Origin of the sequence: Sulfurimonas sp. HSL-3221 (assembly GCF_021044585.1) — a bacterium.
GTDB lineage: Bacteria > Campylobacterota > Campylobacteria > Campylobacterales > Sulfurimonadaceae > Thiomicrolovo > Thiomicrolovo sulfuroxydans.
The window spans coordinates 1,970,032-1,987,735 of record NZ_CP087998.1; the positions used below are offsets into that span (position 1 = coordinate 1,970,032).

Sequence of the window (17,704 nt, forward strand, 5' to 3'; positions counted from 1 at the left end):
TGTCAATAGCTCTGAAGTTTTCCGCCTTTTTGTTCGAACATCAGCAGGTTGGCGACGTTCACGGCACGATCACATACCCGTTCCAACTTGCGCAGTGTTCCGAGCATACGCACATATTCGGCGGAAAGCTCGTGTTCGGAAATAATCATTGACATGATATCTTTTTCCAGGATCGCAAAGAGATCATCGTTCTTGCTCTCTTCGACCATGACCTTGCGGTACGTCTCTTCGACATCGCAGTTCGCGATATCGGAAACACAGGTGTGAATGCAGGCCAGGGCGTTGACGACGCTCTTGTGCAGCTGCACGATGGCGTTGTCAAACGGTTCGAGATCGCAGTCGCTCTGCAGAAGCTCACGGATGCGGCGGGCATACTTTTTTGTCCCTTCGGCGATGCGTACCAGTTCGTTCGTCATCTTGAGGTAGGCGACCAGCCCCCGCAGTTCCTGGGCCTCCGGACCGAACAGTGCGAAGGTCTTGACGATCTCGTTGTCGACGGTGTTGCCGTCGTTTTCGATCATCTTCAATGTGTCTGTTGCCGCTTCGAAGCCTTCTGCACTCTTGGCGCTGTACGCCTCAAGGGCCATACGGTTCGCCGTGACCTCTTTTTGAATGATCTCGGCAATCATCCCCTGAATCTCGCGCAACTTCGTTTCGTAGCGTGGAAGCATGCTTATCCTTACTTTCTTTCAGATAGTTTATCACAATTCAGGCCTGCGGCGGTATCACCGTTTCGGGCCGTGCTATGCGATATATTTATAAATGTCGGGCGCGATTATACGGAGGCTTGGTAACATAAAGGTTACAAAAAATCCGCCCTCTCCGCCGCAAAGCGTAATCATTCTGTAACCATACGATTTTACAATGCCGCCATCACAACACGAAGGATCGTTTATGCTCAAACGCATTGCAACTGCCCTCACGCTTGCATCGCTTGCACTGACCTCTGCCGCTGCCGCCGACAAGATCAGCGGTGCCGGTGCCTCATTCCCTGCCCCCCTCTATTATGACTGGGCTTTCAACTATGGCAAAGAGACTCACAGCCGCGTCAACTACCAGTCCATCGGTTCCGGCGGCGGGATCAAGCAGATCACGAACCGTATCGTCGACTTCGGTGCTTCCGACAAACCCCTCAAGACCAAGGAGCTGAACAAAGCGAAACTGCTTCAGTTCCCGGCCGTCATCGGCGCCATCGTCGTTGCCTACAACCTTCCGGGGATCGCCGACGAACAGCTCAAGCTCTCCAACGGCATCGTCGCCGACATTTTCGCCGGCAAGATCACAATGTGGAACGATCCTGCCATCGCGGCAGAGAACAAAGGGCTGGAACTCCCGAACCAGAAGATCATCGTCGTCCACCGTTCCGACGGTTCCGGCACAACGTACAACTTCACCTACTACCTGACAAAGAGCTCTGAAAACTGGGCGAACAACTACGGTGCCGGCAAGGCGATTGACTGGGCTGTCGGTATGGGCGGCAAAGGAAACGAAGGTGTCTCCAACCTCCTCAAACAGACCCCGTACACGATCGGCTACATCGAAAGCGCCTACAAAGAGAAGAACCATCTCGCCGCGGCAACGCTGCAGACGGCAAACGGCAAATGGGTCGCGGCGCGTGAAGAGAATTTCAAAGCCGCTGCCAAGTACGCCAGCTGGACGAAAGAGGACAACTTCTACGCGCTGCTCGCCCTGCAGCCCGGCGACACTTCCTATCCGATCGTCGCGGCGACTTTCATTCTCCTGCCGAAAGAGAAACCGGCTATGGACAAGAAGGTAACCGCTTTCTTCGACTACGCCTTCAAAAAGGGTGACGACAGTGCGAAAAAGCTCGGATACATCCCGCTGCCCGAAAGCACAAAGCAGATGATCCGCGAGTACTGGACGACCAACATCAAATAACCCGGGGGTTCCCCTTCTTTTTTGCGGCGGCTTCGTGCCGCCGATTCTCCTTCAAAGCGCTCCCTGCGAGCCGCTTCACTCCTCTAAAAACACTATTTCAACCGTTTCTGCCTGAAAGCACCCTGTGCTATACTGAACCCGATACGGTTCATCTCAGCACAACCGCATCCGGTTACATGACAGTCGCACTTTGGTTACATAAAGACACAGCTTTGTAATCTTTATGTAATCTACCTGCTTTACAATTCCCGCAACTTATTATGAGGAACCGAAAAATGAAACAGATCGTTTTCACGACGATTACCGCACTCCTGCTGGGCGCCACGGCTGCGAACGCAACCCAATTCTATGTCGACGGCAAGGGCCAGGTCTTTACCGAACCGGCCGAGGACAGAACGGCACTGGAATCGGAAACACCGGTTTTTGCCAAATCATCCAAGCTCGAGTTCAGCGGCCTGCACTATCTCGGCTACACCTATGAAGACAAAAAAGCCCTTCCCGAGGACAACCTCGAAGAGCTGCAAACGGGGAACTTCGAATTCAGACGGAACTACATACAGGTCAAAGCCTTCTTCTTCGACGATCCGAAAAGCTACCTCCGCGTCACCCTTGACACGACCTATGACGCGACCAACAGCTCGACCGGCGGTTATGCGAACATGTACGTCAAGTACGCCTACATCTACCTCAACAACATCCTGCCTTATACGGGTGTCGAATTCGGTATGGCGCACCGCCCCTGGATCGACTACGAAGAGCACAACGGCTGGTGGTACCGTTCAATCTCCAAAACGATGGTGGAATCGGCGCAGGCTGCCGACCTGACCAACTCTGCGGATGCCGGGATCAACTTCAAGACCAAACTCCCCTATTTCACCTCCGAGATCGGTCTGTTCAACGGTGAAGGCTACCACGGGACGCAGGGCAACAACGACAAGATCGGTACGGGGAACTCCATCGAATGGCGCCTCACGGCTGCCGCGCTCGGAGACGGCGATGTGAAACGCAAGGCGACCAAGAACACCTACCTGGATCTCTCTTTCTTCGGCCAGTACAATATGCTCAACGACGGCAACGAAATGAACGGAACGGCGCAGACCTATACATTCTACGGCTTCCACACCGTCTACAATATGCCTTCGTTCCTGCTCTCTGCACAATATGTTATCGCGGAGAACAACAATGACACGACCTATAAGAAGAGCGGTTCGGGCTTCTCTGTGAACGGAACATACCGCTTCGGCGACGCCTACGAGTTCGAAGTGCTGGCCCGTTACGACAACTGGACGGCAAAGATGGACAACAATCCGGATCTGAACACCGAGAACTACATCTACGGTGCGGCATGGAGACAGAACAAGAACCTCAAATGGCTCCTGACCGGCGAGACCTATGTCGCCAACGACAAGAAGAACTATGCCGGCAGCTATACCCAGGACTTCACCGCGGTTATGCTGACCGCAGAAGTCAGCTGGTAAATCCCGCCAGACAACACTACCCCAGGAGGCAGAACAGTTCCCGGAGCTCTTTTGGGCTCTGCGGACGGTTAACGCTCCAGCTATCTCCCCCATTTTTCTGCAGCTCGATCTCCGCGTTTCATTGCATGAAGCAGATGACGCAGTATTGAGAACATTTTCATTACAGTAATGTAACCCTTTTGTAATCTTTAGCCTCTACAATGCCGCCACCTATTTTGAGGAGTAACCCAATCATGAAAAGCACATTGATTTCATCCTTGGCTGTTGTCGCTTTGAGCACAGCTGCCCATGCGACAAGCACGACACTCTACACCGACCCGACCACCGGTCAGGTCTTTACCCAAGAGGGCGAAAACCGCGTCAAAATGGGAGAGTTCATCCCTGCCGAAAGCGCGAAAGCCAACGAAAAAACGGCAACGCTGCAGGGCCCGACCGTTGAAAACGGCGATTCGCCGGAGTTCCTGCTGGGCAAAGAGACGGCGCCGAACATGAAGTTCACGGCGTCGGACAATCCGGACATGTGGCTCAAACTCGGGGTTCGCATCCAGGGGACGTTTGAAAACTACCAGCGCGATTACGAAGACGCGGCGAAGAGCGACACCGACAACTGGGACGCCTACCTCCGCCGTACGCGTTTCGAAGCCGCCGCGGGCTTCGGCAAGCACGTCTCGTTCACGATGGATATCCGCAACGACAAGGCCAACTATCAAGATGACGGCGAGCAGAAGTTCAACGTCGGTGATGCCTACCTCAAGATCAGCAAACCCTTCAATACATCCCTCGTGAACTTCCGCCTCTACCGCGGAAAGATCGACGTGTCGCGTACCGAAACCGTCAAATCCGCCTACGTGCTGCACTACGACCGCCCGCACGTCGCCGACGAAGCGGCCCAGTACATCACCCACAACCGCCGGGGAACCAATGCGAAGATGTACGGGGACTGGAAGAAGAAAATCTATTACGAAGTCGCTTTCGGTGACGGCGTCTACTCCGGCAAGTTCAAAGACGCGGGCGGTAGCAGCTTCGACGGGGACGCTTTCAACCAGAAGAGCTTCTTCTACGGCGGGAAAGTCGTCCTCTCACCGTTTGACGGCTGGGAAGAGACCAAGCGGACCGAAACCTACTTCGGTAAAGGCAAGCACTTCGAGATCGGTGCCGCCTACTGGAACAGCCCCGGCATCGAATATGCCGACAGCAACGTGTCACAGACCATCGACCACGAGCTGATCAACCTCGAGATGTCGGCACACTACAAAGGCGCCTTTGTGCAGGCGGAGTGGTTCCAGTTCGACGGTGTCGTCAAGAACTGGGGCGAAGCCGAGACCGGCAAATCCAGCGGCTGGTACGTGACCGGGGAGTACGTCATCGAAGCGCTGAATTACCTCGCACCTTTTGTCCGTTACGAAAACTGGGACAAATACGACGGGAAAGGGGACTGGAAACTCGAATCGAAAATGGCAGGGGTGAACTGGTACCTCAGAGGCAACTCGACCAAAGTCGGTCTCGTGTTCCAGGAGGATACCTACGGAAAAGATCTCGGCGACTATACCGATACGCGCTTCAAGCTGACGACGCAGTGGTTCTTCTAAGAACCGCCGCCCCCTCCTTTACACCTCAATCCTCGATGTAGTACCCGATACCCGAAGCGTTCTGGATAATATCCGTGGGCAGCTTGTTGCGCAGACGCCAGACCAGGGTACGCACACTGTTCTCCGTCGCTCCCTTCTCCTCCCAGACGTAATTGATCGCCTGGTCGAAACTGACCACCAAGCCCAACTGGGCCACCAGCAGCCGCATGAAGGCGTTCTCTTTCTTGGTCAGCTTGATCTTCTTACCCTGATAAAAGGTCTCGCAGACGCTGATGTCGAGGTAGTAGTCCTCTCCGAAGGGGACAATAGGCTTGTCGGAGAGCTTCTTGTTGTAAAGCAGTTTCTCGAGGTTGAGTTTGTCGTTCTTCAACCCCTCGAAGTTCTCTTCGCGCTCCTTTTCGACATGAAACTTGTACATCGCCATCTGGATCGTCGCATGCAGCGACTCCGGGTCGAAAGGTTTGACGATATAGCCGTACGGTTCGGTCTGTTTCGCCTCGTCGATGATGTCGGCATCGGAGTGGGCGGTAAGGTAGATGAAAGGGAGGCAATGCCTCTCGCGGATATACTTCGCCAGTTCGATACCGTCGGCATCTTCCTGCAGGCTGATATCGACCAGGACGATATCGGGCTCATACACCTTGATCTTATTGGGTGCCTGGATCGAAGAATCTACCGTGGCAGCGACTTCATATCCCTGGTTTTCCAAAGCGATCTGCAGGTTCATCGCTGTAACGGGATCGTCCTCGACGATCATGACTTTGTAACTTTCCATCCCAACCCTTAAACAATCTCGATAATGCCCCTCAAAAAGTGCATTAAAAATAATTATAGTGAAAAAGGACTTTATTACAAAGTTATCATAGAAGTGTCACATAAAACAGAATTCACCAAATAATGAAAATGTTTCGAAACGAATCAGCTTCCCTCCCCGATGAAGGCATTGAAGCAGCCGCGCATCGAACCGAGCATCCCCGTATAATCCAATGCCGCGTTGCCCGCGCGCGCCTCCCATTCCATTTTTTCGGCCAGCTTGGTCATGCTGTCGAAACGGAAATTGCTGCTGGAACCCTTGATCGAATGGGCAAGCAGCGTCACCTGTTTGAGATCTTCCGCGTCAATGGCCGCCTCGAGCTCCTCAAAACTGCTCTGCATCTTTTCGCGGTAGACGCCGAGCAGCATCTGCAGCTGCGCTTCGGTGACCTGCAGGATCTCGCGCAGCTCCTTGTGCTCTGGGAGCACCGTCTCCGGGGCCGTCTCCTCGGCGGCGGCATCTTCCGCGCGGGGGATGAAACGTTCGAGCGAACTGATCAGCGTTGCCATCCGGATCGGCTTGCCGAGGAAGTCGTCGTAGATGCGCCGCTGTTCGATCCCCCCGAGCACGTTTGCCGTCAGGGCGATGATAGGCAAGTGCTGCCGCCCCTCGCGGTTTTCGATGTGCCGCATCGCCTGGACGGCATCCCGTCCGTTCATGACCGGCATCTGTTCATCCATCAGTACAAGGTCGTAATGTTCCGTCCGCATCCGTTTGAGCGCTTCCGCACCGTTGCCGACGATCTCGTAGCTGACACCGAGGTTGCCCAGCAGCGTGCCGATCAGCTCCTGGTTCGCTTCGTTGTCCTCCGCGACGAGCAGGTGGGCATTAAAACGCACCCCGGCAGTGTCCGCCCTCGGCTCCGGCTCCGCATCCCCCATCAGCGCCGTCTCGATCACCTCCTGGAGTTTGGAGCAGTACAGGGGCATCACAAGCGGCGTCACGCCGGAAACGTTCTCATAGGTGTCGTAGGGCGCATCCATCAGCGCCACCTTTGGCGACCCCTCCGCCAGAAGCTCCTTACGTTGCGCCTCTCCGACACAGTGCTCCGAGAAAAAGAGCAGATCGTAACTGCCGTCCAGCGCTTCGACCGATTTGATTTTCACGCCGAAGCTCTGCAGATAGCGCATCAGGGAGGCCGCCATCGTATCAAACTTCTGTTCGGGGCAGTAGAGAGCGAGCCGGTGCTTGCGGATACACTCAAGGTCCGTCAGAAGCGGCCGGGTCTCATCCCCCACGATGACGGGGAGGGTAAAGGTGAACGTGCTCCCGATCCCGGGGTGCGAATGCAGCGTGATCTCCCCGCCCATATGCCGCACAAGCTGGGCGCTGATGGAGAGGCCAAGACCCGTGCCTCCCACCCCGGGAAGATCCTCGTTCCTGGCCTGGGAAAAGGGGTCGAAAATGTAGTGCTGGTCTTTGGCCGCGATGCCAATGCCCGTGTCAATGACGCTGATGCTGATGCGCCCCTCGGTGTAGAAAGCCTCCACGGTGATTTCTCCCCCCGGCGGGGTGAACTTGATGGCGTTGCTGAGCAGGTTCGAGATCACCTGCTGGATCCGCAGCGGGTCGGCGATCAGCTCGTAAGGAATGCGCGGATCGATGAAGCTTGTCAGCGTCAGATGCTGCTGGTTGACGCTGGGCACGAAGAGCTCCAGGGTGTGGCTGATGGTGCTGTGCAGGTTGAAAGGGGCCGGCTCGACGGTGAATTCGCCGCTGCGTAGTTTGGAGAAGTCGAGGATGTCGTTGATGATGCTCAGCAGGTTCTCGCCGCTGCTGTAGATGATGTCGAGGTAGCGGCGGTCCTTGACCGTCTGCGCCTCGTCCTTGAGCAGGGCGACAAAGCCCAGGATGGCGTTGAGCGGCGTTCGGATCTCGTGGGACATGTTGGAGAGAAAATACTCCTTCGCCTCTCCCGCCGCGATCGCCTCCTCCTTGGCAACGACGAGGTCGGTTACCTCGTAGCTGATCGCCATGTACTCCGTCACCGCATTGTGGGTATCGGTGATGGGAACGACCGTCGTATCGATATAGAAGGTGCTTTCATCCTTCGCTCTTCCTTTGATCGTCCCTTTGAACACCCCCTCCTCGCCGATGGCCGCCGCGAGGCGGTTGAAAAAGTTCCCCGGCATGTCGGGGTGGTAGAGCATCGTGTGGGGGCTGCCGACCAGCTCCTCCTGGCTGTAGCCGCAGATACGGGTCAGTTTCGCATTGGCATAGGTGATCGTCCCCTGCGCATCGGTCTTGGCGACGATGGCGCTCTCATCGATGGCGCGCCGGTACTCTTCGAGCAGTTTGACGTTGCGCTCGATCTCCCGCTCTTTCTGGTAGATCGTCTCGGTATAGCGCTTGAGCACCCCGGAGAAGTTGAGGTCGAAAACATAGCTGATCTCGTCGTAGACCTCCTGGGAGTTCACTCCGAGCTCGTAGGAGATGTCCACCATCGCGCGGCGGAAATGGCTGCAGAGCATAAAGAGTTCGTCAGAGGTCACCTCGTTGTCTTTGAGGTATTCGAGCAGTTCCGCCATGACCGGGCAGTCGCCGATCTGCATCTCGCCCCGGATGACCATTTCGAAATAGTCGTAGACCCCCGAGGCGTACTGGCGGATAAAAAAATCGGTTTCGATCCCGTGGCGCTTCAGCACCGATTCGGCCGTCTCATAGGAGACCCAGCGCTGCAGAATCGTCGCCTTGGCCTCCTTGAAACGGTCAATGACCCGTCGAAGCTGCGGAACGGACGGCATGCGCTCCTCCTGCGATGTTTAAATGAAAAAAATTGATTTTAGCATATTGAGGGAAACGGTCAAGCCTAAGGGAGCACCCAGGCGAAAACGCCGACGGCGAGCAGGGCGAGCTGCCCCAACGCGATCCCCGCGGTACCGATGATATTTCCGGTCTGGCAGCTGGTGCACTGCTTGTACTTTTTCGCCTCGTACTCGGCGTAGAAAAAGTAGGCAATGATCAATACGAAGATCAGCCCGAGGGCGGCCATGTCCGCCACGGCAATGGTCTGCACCGTCGCCGCTTCGACGGTAAACGGCGCAATGAAGCTGAGCAGGACGCCGAGCATCACGAGCCGGTAGGCTTTCTTGATGTAGTCGCGCACAAAGACCGTCGGGCAGCTGCCGCTCTTTTCCCCTGGCATCCGGCTCTCTTTGACAAGTCCCTGATCCAGATAGGCGTCAATCTGCTGCCGGACCGCCTTGGGGACGCGGTCGACGAAGGTGCTGCCGAAGGCGTAATCGAGCTGGTGCTGGAAGGTCCGTGCCAGTTCCCCCTCCACGTCGCGCGAATGCATCGCTCCCGTCTCATCCTCGTAGATGACTGTGAGGGAGGTGTAGCGCTCCACTTCCGCCGTAAAGTCGTAATAGGTCGAACGCTCCACCGCGGCCGCTTTCCCCTTCTCTTTGAGAAAGCGGGCGTTGATGTAGGGGGTGTATGCGTCCTCCTCTTTGAGGACAATGACGTTGTACTGGATGCCGATCTGGATGGCGGAGAGGGCATCGAGGCCGTTGGCCTCCATCGTGTCGGTCATATCTGCGATAATGTCTTTGAGGGTCTCGTTGAAAAAACGGACATTACCGGAAATAAGACGTATGCGCGGGTCAGGGTATTTGAGCAGAGGTTGGATCATTGATGGATTCTTTAAAGTGGTTGAGTTACTGACGTGACGGCCCGAGGGCCGCAGGTGTTATCCGTGGCTTTTACGGACGACGATGATCATCTTGATGTTGATGATCACAAAGCGGATGAACTGCCAGATTTTGCACGTACGCATCATCCGGGCGAAACGGCCCGGGATCATTGAGGTGTTAAACTTGTCGTTCAGCGCGAAATTCACTTCTTCTTGTCTCATATCTATGTTCCTCCTTTCTTATTCCGGAATCAGCGTCCAGCCCGGCTTGAGCTTCGCTTTGTAGATAAAGAGGTAGTGCAGGATATGCTTGATCCAGTGTCCTGCCAGACCGATCTCACCGAAGGTGTAGTCCGTATCGCGGCCCGTACCCGGGTACTTGTCGAAGTCCGGTACGACCGGGTAAACGGTCATTGCCGCCGCCTGGCCGTTGAGCCACCCTTTACCGGCGGAGGCGACACAGGCTGCGCCCATCTCAGCCATGGAGGCTTCGTGCAGGTGCGCGTTCTCACCCCGCGTCATCAGGTCGACGACGGAGTGCGCAACGGCCTTGCCCATAATACCCGAAGGCATACCCGTCCGCGGCGGTGTCGGGTTGATCACCGTGCCGTTGGGCGATTTCATCGGTTTGGAGATGATATGCGGCGGTGCGAACGCGATACCGGCGGCGAACATGTTCTTGTACGTCGGGTTCTGGTAGGTACGCGGCCAGTCGCTCGCTTTCCACTCTTCATACGGTTTCGGCGTGTAATCCGCGTCAACCTTCATGAAGCCGTTCGGCGCGAAGACCGTATCGGTGATCTCTTCGCCCGCTTTGTTATAGGCTTTGAGACCGACACCCGCAAACGGCGGGATCAGCATCGCGAAGTCAAAATTCTCTTCGCCGGTGGAACCGTCAAGCAGTTCGTAACCAACTTTGCCTTTTTCAACGTTGTTGACGTGCGCACCGATCACATAATCGACGCCGCGTTCGGCAAAGAGGGATTCGGTAAAGATACGGGAGCTGACGACGTAACCGCCGACTTTCATATGCAGACCACCCATACCGAAGTCACCGAGGAACGATTCGTTGGAGATCCACTTGATCTCTACGTTATCGCGGATCCCCGCCTTGCGCGCTTCGTGTTCGATGTTAAAGATATACTCAAACGCCGCGCCCTGGCAGGTACACATACCATGCCCTGTCCCGACGAGGATCTTCTGCTTTTCGCCCGCTTTCGCTTTTTCAAAGATCTTGTTCAGCTCTTCGCTCGCATGCACGGCGTGATCAGCGGTACAAACGGAAACGGTGTTCTCACCGATCTCGCTGCCCTCACCCAGGCCCGGGGTCGCACCGAAGTTCAGTTTCGGCCCCGTGGCGTTTACCAGATAGTCAAAAGTGACATCTTCATTCTCGCCGGCTTTATCCTGGCCGGTATACTCAATCGTCACAAAAGGCTTGTCCGAATTCGCATCCCCCTCGGGATTGATTGAGACCGCTTTCGCTTGTTTATAGGTGATACCTGCTTTCGCATATACCGGTGCCAGATCGAAAGTGACATCATCTTTTGTCATCTCTCCTACGCCAACCCAGATGTTCGACGGAATCCAGTTCCATTTGGAATTCGGTGTCACAACGACGACTTCATGCTCTTTACCCAACCACTTTGCGGCGAATGTTGCCGCCGTATGGCCGGCAACACCGCCGCCGAGTACGACTAATCTTGCCATGCTTACTCCTTCTCATCTCATCGTAAAAACTAACGAAGATTTTAGTGCAAAAAAATACATTCATGACAATTCTACGACCCTGGAGTCACAAAATTATCACTTTGATAAGTTCTGCTTAACTTATTCTCTAACATGTTTCATAAATTTACATTTAATCTTTAAGGAAAATGACGAAGAAATGAATAAAATAATCATTAATTATAATTATTCTAATTTTATCTTATTTTAATTTTGACGATAGTACTATTCATTTTCACCATTTTCATCGTCAAAGGAATAGAATGACAACTTTCGGAAAACTCACAACCTCCGCACTGCTGGGCCTTAGCCTCCTCACTTCTGCACTGCACGCCGATGCAGGAAAAGGCCAGCGCCTCTATCAGAAAAAGCTCAAAGAGACCTGCGGTATGACCGGTGCCGTCTTCGCGGCAAAGCATACGCAGATGGAGTGGGAAGAGGCCAAAGAGAACGGCAACCTCGCCGAAATGATGACCGAAGCCTGCCCCGAAGGCAAAAACTTTTTTGAAAGCGACAAGTTCGAAAGCAAATTCAAAGAGCACCTCTACGACTTCGTCCACGACTTTGCAAGCGACAGCGGCAACATCCCTTCTTGCTGATCGCCTGACTCTTTTCCCCGGAGGGTAACGCCCTCCGGGTCCCTCGCGACAACCCGTTTAACACCAAAAGGAAAACCATGCGAAAAACCCTCCTCTCGACTGCGGCACTGACGCTGTTCTCCAGCGCGCTTCTTGCCGATGATGCATCGATGCAGGCAGAGATCGACGCCCTGATGCAAAAAGTGCAAAAACTCGAGAAACAGCAAAAGCGCACCAACAAGAAGCTGAGCCAGGTTAATGCGCAGAGCGCCAACGACAACATCAAGTTCGGCATCGACTTCAGGAACGCCGTTGACGTCATCGACTACCGCAACAACGACGCCGACACCTATGCCACCAACCCCTCCTTGCTCTCCAGCCGTCTCTACCTCACCATGGGCGCGGCGCCGATGAAGGGACTGACCTTCCAGGGCAAACTCGCCGTCTATGCGACCTGGGGCAGCCATCTTTACGTGACCGACCCGGCACTGAAAGACTGGGCGGCCAGTTCGAAAGCCTCCGATACGGTCATGCGCGTCAAGGAAGCCTATTTTGTCTACTCCGACGAGCTGGGCGGACAGCCGATCAGCGTCTCAATCGGCCGGCGCCCCTCCACCAACGGCTTCCTCGCCAACGTCCGGGAAAACGAAACCGACCCCGGTTCTCCGCTCGCGCACATCACCAATATGGAAGTCAACGGCGCCATGGTCCGTCTCGACTGGGGCCGCTTCATTGACGGCGCCTATACCAAATTCGTCTTCGGCCGCGCGCACAGCGGTGAGATGCAGGACGTCTACGGCGACGTATCGGGTGCGCGCACGCCCTATGCCTTGAGCGGCGGCGACGTCAATACGACGCTCGAAGACACCAGCGTCGACTTCCTCGTCATACCGGGGAATGCCTATGATGACGGGCAGTACCAGGTGATGTACCAGTGGGCGCACATCTTCAATACCAAAGGCAGGAAGCTCGACGGGAACATCCCCAAAGCGGCATCCGGGACAGCGGACCTCTTCTCCGTCGGTCTGAAAATCACCGGCATCGGCGAGGAGATCAGCGACTTCCTGGACGAGACGACCCTCTTCGTCTCCGGTGCCTACACGAACTACAACGCCAAGAACGGCTACACGCTTATCGGTTCCGCCGACGGAGGCAGTCGCAGCGGCAGCTCCGTCTGGGCCGGGGTCATCATTCCGGACATGCTTACCGAGCGCGGCAGACTCGGCTTTGAATACAACCGGGGTTCAAAGTACTGGACGCCGATGACCTGGGCGGAAGATACGGCAATAGGCTCGAAAATCGCCGTGCGCGGCAGTGCTTATGAGGCGTACTGGAACTTCGACCTCTTCGGCGTCAAGTACCTGCCGTCGCAGATCCGCTACACCTATGTGCAGCACGACTATACGCCCAATATCAACTGCGCCGGATGGGTGGCGCCCGTCGAAACGGACATTACGGCGACCGACCTGCGTTTTGCCGTCAGCTACCGATACTGACAATACCGTCTAAACGACACCCCTGCCGTTTTTACGGCAGGAGCATAAGGAGTGGAATAAATGAATATGAAAAAACGGTTTAACAACCCGGAGCCGAAAACGCCTTCGGTCAACCTGTCGCGCCGCGAGGCGCTCAAACTGATGGGGATCTCCCCCATCGCCGCCGGGGTCATTGCCTCCGCCGGAAGCAGCAGCCTCACTGAAGCCCGTGCCTCCGGCGCGAAGGGCAAAATCGTCATCGTCGGCGGGGGTGCGGGCGGCATCATGGCGATGGCGCGCCTGCACCGCGCCCTCTCCGACCCCGACATCACCCTGATCGCGCCGAACGAAAAACACCTCTACCAGCCGGGGCAGGTCTTCATGGCCGCGGGCGAATACACCTATGACGACATTGTCAAAGAGAACCGGGAGTTCATCCCCGACGACGTCAACTGGATCAAAGACGAAGTCAAGACCTTCGACCCGGACAACAACAGGGTCATTACCCGCGCGGGCGAGGAGGTCTTCTACGACTACCTCGTCGTCGCGACGGGCCTGCAGTACCATTATGAATGGATCGAGGGTCTGAGCGCGGAGATGATCGGCCAAAACGGCATCTCCAGCGTCTATCTGAACGACCCGGAAAAGGGAACGGCCGACGGCGGTTCGATCACCTGGGAGTGGTTCAACGCCCTCAAAGCCGCGGCGAAAACCGGGAACCCGAAGGTCATCTGTACCCAGCCGGGCACGCCGATCAAGTGCGGCGGCGCGCCGCAGAAGATCCTCTACCTCAGCGACGATTTCCTCAAACGCGACAAGCTCAGCGCGGCGTTCACCTTTGCGACAACGAGCGGCAGCCTCTTCGGCGTGCCGGAAGTAAACAAGACCCTGGTCGAAGAGGTGCAGCCGCGCTACGGCAACATCACGAACAAGTTCGGCCACAACCTCGTCGCCATCGATGCCGCCGGCAAAGTCGCGACCTTCGAACACAAGTACGAGGTCCAAGGCGAGTATGACGAGGACCTCGAAGAGTACGATATGATCACCAAGGTCGACCGCGTGGAGATGCCCTATGACTTCATCCACATCGTCCCGCCGATGAGCGCGCCGGATGCCGTCGCCTCCTCGCCGCTGGGGTGGCAGAAAGGCTCCGCCAAAGGGTGGCTCGAAGTCGACCGCTACACCCTGCAGCACCTGCGCTACCCCAATGTCTTCGGTATCGGGGACGTCTGCGGCATCCCGCTGGGCAAAACGGGCGGGAGTGCCCGCCACCACGGGCCGATCATGGTCGCCAACCTCCTGGCGCAGATGGAAGGCAAGGAACCCAAAGAGAAGTTTGACGGCTATACCGTCTGTCCCCTCAAAACCCAGTATGGTAAAATCATCCTGGCCGAGTTCGACTACGACGGTGCCGCGCCCTCCTTCCCGCTCGCCGTCGGCGAGCAGCGCTGGGCGTGGTGGGCCTTTGACCTGTACATGCTCAAACCGATGTACTGGTACCTGATGATGCGGGGGCTGATGTAGCAGATGCGTAAACTGATGATAAGAGAGGGCGCGATCTTCGCGCTGCTGCTTGTCACATTGTCACTGCTGCTGCACCCGGACCTGCTCAGCGATCCGGGCGTGCGTCTTTCGCAGATGACCGGGAGGGGGAACTACCTCCATCCCCTGGTCTATACCCTGCTTGTCTATTTTGTCGTGCTCCTGCTGCGGGGGGTGATCCGCCTCTTCGCGCGCCTCTTCCACCGCAACGGCAGCGCAGACTAAACGCTTTATCCCGCCAGAATCTTTCCAACGATCTCGTAAACGTTTTTCGAAATGCCCCGGTGCGCCTGCACTCTCTCCAGCGCATCGCGCATCTGGGCACGGCTGTGCGCGTTCAGACGGTTATAGGTCTTGAAGGCACCCGCCAGCCCCGCCGCGATCATCGGGTTGATCGCGTCAAGGGCGATGATCTGCTCCGCGACGAAGGCGTAGCCGCTGCCGTCATAGGCGTGGAAGTGGTAGGGGTTGCGGGCGAAGCTTCCGATCAGGGAGCGCACGAGGTTCGGGACTTTGATGTTGAAGACCTCATCCTCCATCGCCGCGCGCACGTTTGAAAGCGTATCGGGCTGAGGAGAGGAGGCGATAACGCTGAAGTACTTCGTCATCACCAGCATGTCAGCGCTGTAGCGCTCGTAGAAGTCGCGCATCGGCGCCTCCGCCGCCTCCGGAGCCCCGTGGTGCAGCAGCTGCAGCGCAGCCAGGCGATCCGTCATCGTATGGCTCTCTTCGTACTGTGCCATTGCGCTGTCGATGCTCTCGGCGTCCTGCTGCGCCATCAGATACCCGAGAAGCCGGTTTTTCAGCGCGCGCGCCCCGATGCTCTCCGCTTCAAGCCCCATATGTGCCGGACGGTGCAGGAGGGCGTAGAGCCGGCGCATCGTCGCTTCGCAGGCAACGGCGATCTCGCGCTTCAGAGCGTCGGAGGCTTCGAGGATGGCGTGCACGTCGACGGTCTCCTGGCTCTGCATCAGCATCGTCACCGTCGGCAGGGAGAGCAGCTGCGCCTTGAACTGCAGATCGAGGGATTCATCCTCGAGAATATGCCGGAAGCTCTCGAGGAACTGCGGGCTGACCGCCTCCCCGCGCATCATCGCCTCCAGGGTCGATCGCGCGAAGGACTGGGCCGCTTCGTAGCGAACGAACCCGTCGCTATCATAGCGCATCAGGTTCATCACGTCCTCCTGGGGATACTCCATGACCACCGGGGCGCCAAAGTGGCGGTTGAGCGACAGCGCGGGCTCCAAGGCCAGCCCGCCGAAGGTGAAGCTCTCCTCGTCGTGGGTAATGAGCAGTATCCCCCGCGCCAGCAGCGGCTGTGCCCCGGTATCGCCCTCGAGCTGCAGCGGGAGCTCCTCGCCCGCATGCCCAAGCAGCGCGAGACGCAGCGGCATACAGTAAGGCTGCTGCTTCCGGCCGTCCACCGCGTCGGGGACGATCTGCTCGAGCTTCAGTGTCAGCCGGCCCGACGCCGCATCGTAGGAGTGCTCCGCGCAGAGCGAGGGGGTCCGCTCCTGGGAGTACCACCGCGCGAACTGCGCGAGGTCGATAGGGCTGTGCTGCTGCATCGCCCAGAGGAAATCTTCCGTGCGCACGGCCTGGCCGTCGAAGGTCTCGAAGTAGAGATCCATGGCCGCGCGCCACTTCACCTCCCCGAGGATCGTGTGAAGCATGCGGATCACTTCCGAACCTTTTTCGTACACCGTCGCCGTGTAGAAGTTGTTGATCTCGATGTACTGTTCCGGTTTGATGGGGTGTGCGGTCGGACCGGCATCTTCCGGGAACTGCCGCTCGCGCAGCATGTCGACGTCACGGATGCGCTGCACCACTTCCGACTGCATGTCGGCGCTGAAACTCTGGTCCCGGAAGACGGTGAGCCCCTCTTTGAGGGTCAGCTGGAACCAGTCGCGGCAGGTGATGCGGTTCCCCGTCCAGTTGTGGAAATACTCGTGGGCGATGACGCTCTCGATGCCCAGGAAGTCGGCATCCGTCGCCGTCTCCTCGTCGGCAAGGACGTAGTGGGAGTTGAAGATGTTGAGTCCCTTGTTCTCCATCGCCCCCATGTTGAAGCTGTCCACGGCGACGATATTGTAGACGGAGAGGTCGTAGCTGCGGCCGTAGGTCTCCTCGTCCCAGCGCATCGACGCCTTAAGCGAACGCATCGCATGGTCGGCGCGCGGCTCGTTACCCTTGTCGACATAGATGTGCAAAGCGACCTCGTTGCCCTCCGCCGTCGTAAAGCTGTCGCTGATGCGGCCCAGGTCGCCCGCCACCAGGGCAAAGAGGTACGAGGGCTTCGGAAAGGGGTCTTTCCAGAGGGCGTAGTGGCGCCCGTCGGGGAAACTCCCCTCCTCTTCCAGGTTCCCGTTGCTGAGCAGCACCGGGTAGGCGGACTGCTCCGCGATCACCTTGACGGTGAAGACGCTCATATTGTCGGGGCGGTCGATAAAGTAGGTGATGCGGCGGAAGCCGTGGGGTTCGCACTGGGTGCAGTAGATGCCCCCCGAACGGTAAAGCCCCTCCAGGGCCGTATTCTTGTCCGGATAGATCTTCGTGACCACCTGCACCGTCGCCTCGGCACCCGGGTCGAAGATCGTCAGCGTCTCTTCGTTCCGTTCGTAGGCGTCCGTGGGGATCTTGACGTCGTCGACCTTGACGCAGAGCAGCTCCAGGTCATCGCCGTCCAGGAGCAGCGGCGCAGGAGTGTCTCCGCGGCGCTTGATCGCCATGCGGTTAATCACCAGGGTATGCTCTTCGAAAATCTCGAACGTCAATTCCGTACTCAGGATCTGGTATACCGGGGCTTCATACTCTTTCAAATAAATCGTTTTGGGTTGGGACATGCTTTTTCCGTTTCTCGTAAATAGGCTGTGCAATCTTAACGTAGGCAGACCTGAACCCTATTTAAGAACATTACGTTCCATTTTGGGGTAAGATTGAGGATACCAACAGAAACAAATAGCGAAG

14 protein-coding genes are annotated in these 17,704 nt (G+C 56.8%); 7 read left to right on the forward strand and 7 right to left on the reverse strand.

Annotated features, from left to right (window positions below; translation table 11 throughout):
* Window positions 1-2 precede the first annotated feature (2 nt).
* Window positions 3-671, reverse strand: a complete 669-nt coding sequence (locus tag LOH54_RS10145) for a phosphate signaling complex PhoU family protein (protein WP_231018940.1) — start codon at window positions 669-671, stop codon at window positions 3-5.
* A gap of 223 nt (window positions 672-894) precedes the next feature.
* On the opposite strand from LOH54_RS10145, the gene pstS reads away from it, so the two are divergent.
* The 3 genes from pstS (at window position 895) to LOH54_RS10160 (ending at window position 4,966) form a co-directional block, all read left to right on the forward strand.
* Window positions 895-1,899 carry a phosphate ABC transporter substrate-binding protein PstS gene (gene pstS, locus LOH54_RS10150; RefSeq protein ID WP_231018941.1) on the forward strand — a complete coding sequence of 335 codons (1,005 nt, stop codon included), beginning with the start codon at window positions 895-897 and terminating at the stop codon, window positions 1,897-1,899.
* Window positions 1,900-2,174: 275 nt separating this feature from the next.
* Window positions 2,175-3,377 (forward strand): hypothetical protein, encoded by a 1,203-nt coding sequence (locus tag LOH54_RS10155; RefSeq protein ID WP_231018942.1) that lies wholly within the window; start codon window positions 2,175-2,177, stop codon window positions 3,375-3,377.
* Between the two features lie 233 nt (window positions 3,378-3,610).
* Window positions 3,611-4,966, forward strand: coding sequence for a putative porin (locus tag LOH54_RS10160; RefSeq protein ID WP_231018944.1), 1,356 nt, complete (start codon window positions 3,611-3,613; stop codon window positions 4,964-4,966).
* Between the two features lie 25 nt (window positions 4,967-4,991).
* On the opposite strand, the gene LOH54_RS10165 is transcribed toward LOH54_RS10160, so the two are convergent.
* The 5 genes from LOH54_RS10165 to LOH54_RS10185 all read right to left on the reverse strand — a co-directional run bounded on the left by LOH54_RS10165 (window position 4,992) and on the right by LOH54_RS10185 (window position 11,124).
* The gene (locus LOH54_RS10165) at window positions 4,992-5,741 is read right to left on the reverse strand and encodes a response regulator transcription factor (RefSeq protein WP_231018945.1); all 750 of its coding nucleotides are present in this window, start codon (window positions 5,739-5,741) and stop codon (window positions 4,992-4,994) included.
* 143 nt (window positions 5,742-5,884) lie between these two features.
* The gene (locus LOH54_RS10170) at window positions 5,885-8,524 is read right to left on the reverse strand and encodes a hybrid sensor histidine kinase/response regulator (protein WP_231018946.1); all 2,640 of its coding nucleotides are present in this window, start codon (window positions 8,522-8,524) and stop codon (window positions 5,885-5,887) included.
* 65 nt (window positions 8,525-8,589) lie between these two features.
* On the reverse strand, window positions 8,590-9,414 hold the full coding sequence (locus LOH54_RS10175; protein ID WP_231018947.1) for a peptide deformylase: 825 nt from the start codon (window positions 9,412-9,414) through the stop codon (window positions 8,590-8,592).
* 57 nt (window positions 9,415-9,471) lie between these two features.
* Window positions 9,472-9,636 carry a hypothetical protein gene (locus tag LOH54_RS10180; protein WP_231018948.1) on the reverse strand — a complete coding sequence of 55 codons (165 nt, stop codon included), beginning with the start codon at window positions 9,634-9,636 and terminating at the stop codon, window positions 9,472-9,474.
* Between the two features lie 18 nt (window positions 9,637-9,654).
* Window positions 9,655-11,124, reverse strand: coding sequence for an NAD(P)/FAD-dependent oxidoreductase (locus tag LOH54_RS10185; RefSeq protein ID WP_231018949.1), 1,470 nt, complete (start codon window positions 11,122-11,124; stop codon window positions 9,655-9,657).
* A 281-nt stretch (window positions 11,125-11,405) separates the two neighbouring features.
* On the opposite strand from LOH54_RS10185, the gene LOH54_RS10190 reads away from it, so the two are divergent.
* From LOH54_RS10190 to LOH54_RS10205, 4 genes are all read left to right on the forward strand, one after another.
* Window positions 11,406-11,741: a cytochrome C gene (locus LOH54_RS10190; protein WP_231018950.1), complete on the forward strand. Its 336-nt coding sequence runs from the start codon at window positions 11,406-11,408 to the stop codon at window positions 11,739-11,741.
* A gap of 77 nt (window positions 11,742-11,818) precedes the next feature.
* Window positions 11,819-13,216 (forward strand): DUF3373 family protein, encoded by a 1,398-nt coding sequence (locus LOH54_RS10195; protein WP_231018951.1) that lies wholly within the window; start codon window positions 11,819-11,821, stop codon window positions 13,214-13,216.
* A gap of 66 nt (window positions 13,217-13,282) precedes the next feature.
* Window positions 13,283-14,719, forward strand: coding sequence for an NAD(P)/FAD-dependent oxidoreductase (locus LOH54_RS10200; protein ID WP_231018953.1), 1,437 nt, complete (start codon window positions 13,283-13,285; stop codon window positions 14,717-14,719).
* Window positions 14,720-14,722: 3 nt separating this feature from the next.
* Window positions 14,723-14,962: a hypothetical protein gene (locus LOH54_RS10205; RefSeq protein ID WP_231018955.1), complete on the forward strand. Its 240-nt coding sequence runs from the start codon at window positions 14,723-14,725 to the stop codon at window positions 14,960-14,962.
* A gap of 5 nt (window positions 14,963-14,967) precedes the next feature.
* Here LOH54_RS10205 and pepN read toward each other — a convergent pair whose 3' ends face one another.
* Window positions 14,968-17,580: an aminopeptidase N gene (pepN, locus tag LOH54_RS10210; RefSeq protein ID WP_231018956.1), complete on the reverse strand. Its 2,613-nt coding sequence runs from the start codon at window positions 17,578-17,580 to the stop codon at window positions 14,968-14,970.
* Window positions 17,581-17,704: the final 124 nt, after the last annotated feature.

Coding starts and splice junctions, on each gene's coding strand:
- LOH54_RS10145 (WP_231018940.1), bottom strand. CDS start 671: ATGCTTCCACGCTACGAAACGAAGTTGCGCGAGATTCAGGGGATGATT.
- pstS (WP_231018941.1), top strand. CDS start 895: ATGCTCAAACGCATTGCAACTGCCCTCACGCTTGCATCGCTTGCACTG.
- LOH54_RS10155 (WP_231018942.1), top strand. CDS start 2,175: ATGAAACAGATCGTTTTCACGACGATTACCGCACTCCTGCTGGGCGCC.
- LOH54_RS10160 (WP_231018944.1), top strand. CDS start 3,611: ATGAAAAGCACATTGATTTCATCCTTGGCTGTTGTCGCTTTGAGCACA.
- LOH54_RS10165 (WP_231018945.1), bottom strand. CDS start 5,741: ATGGAAAGTTACAAAGTCATGATCGTCGAGGACGATCCCGTTACAGCG.
- LOH54_RS10170 (WP_231018946.1), bottom strand. CDS start 8,524: ATGCCGTCCGTTCCGCAGCTTCGACGGGTCATTGACCGTTTCAAGGAG.
- LOH54_RS10175 (WP_231018947.1), bottom strand. CDS start 9,414: ATGATCCAACCTCTGCTCAAATACCCTGACCCGCGCATACGTCTTATT.
- LOH54_RS10180 (WP_231018948.1), bottom strand. CDS start 9,636: ATGAGACAAGAAGAAGTGAATTTCGCGCTGAACGACAAGTTTAACACC.
- LOH54_RS10185 (WP_231018949.1), bottom strand. CDS start 11,124: ATGGCAAGATTAGTCGTACTCGGCGGCGGTGTTGCCGGCCATACGGCG.
- LOH54_RS10190 (WP_231018950.1), top strand. CDS start 11,406: ATGACAACTTTCGGAAAACTCACAACCTCCGCACTGCTGGGCCTTAGC.
- LOH54_RS10195 (WP_231018951.1), top strand. CDS start 11,819: ATGCGAAAAACCCTCCTCTCGACTGCGGCACTGACGCTGTTCTCCAGC.
- LOH54_RS10200 (WP_231018953.1), top strand. CDS start 13,283: ATGAAAAAACGGTTTAACAACCCGGAGCCGAAAACGCCTTCGGTCAAC.
- LOH54_RS10205 (WP_231018955.1), top strand. CDS start 14,723: ATGCGTAAACTGATGATAAGAGAGGGCGCGATCTTCGCGCTGCTGCTT.
- pepN (WP_231018956.1), bottom strand. CDS start 17,580: ATGTCCCAACCCAAAACGATTTATTTGAAAGAGTATGAAGCCCCGGTA.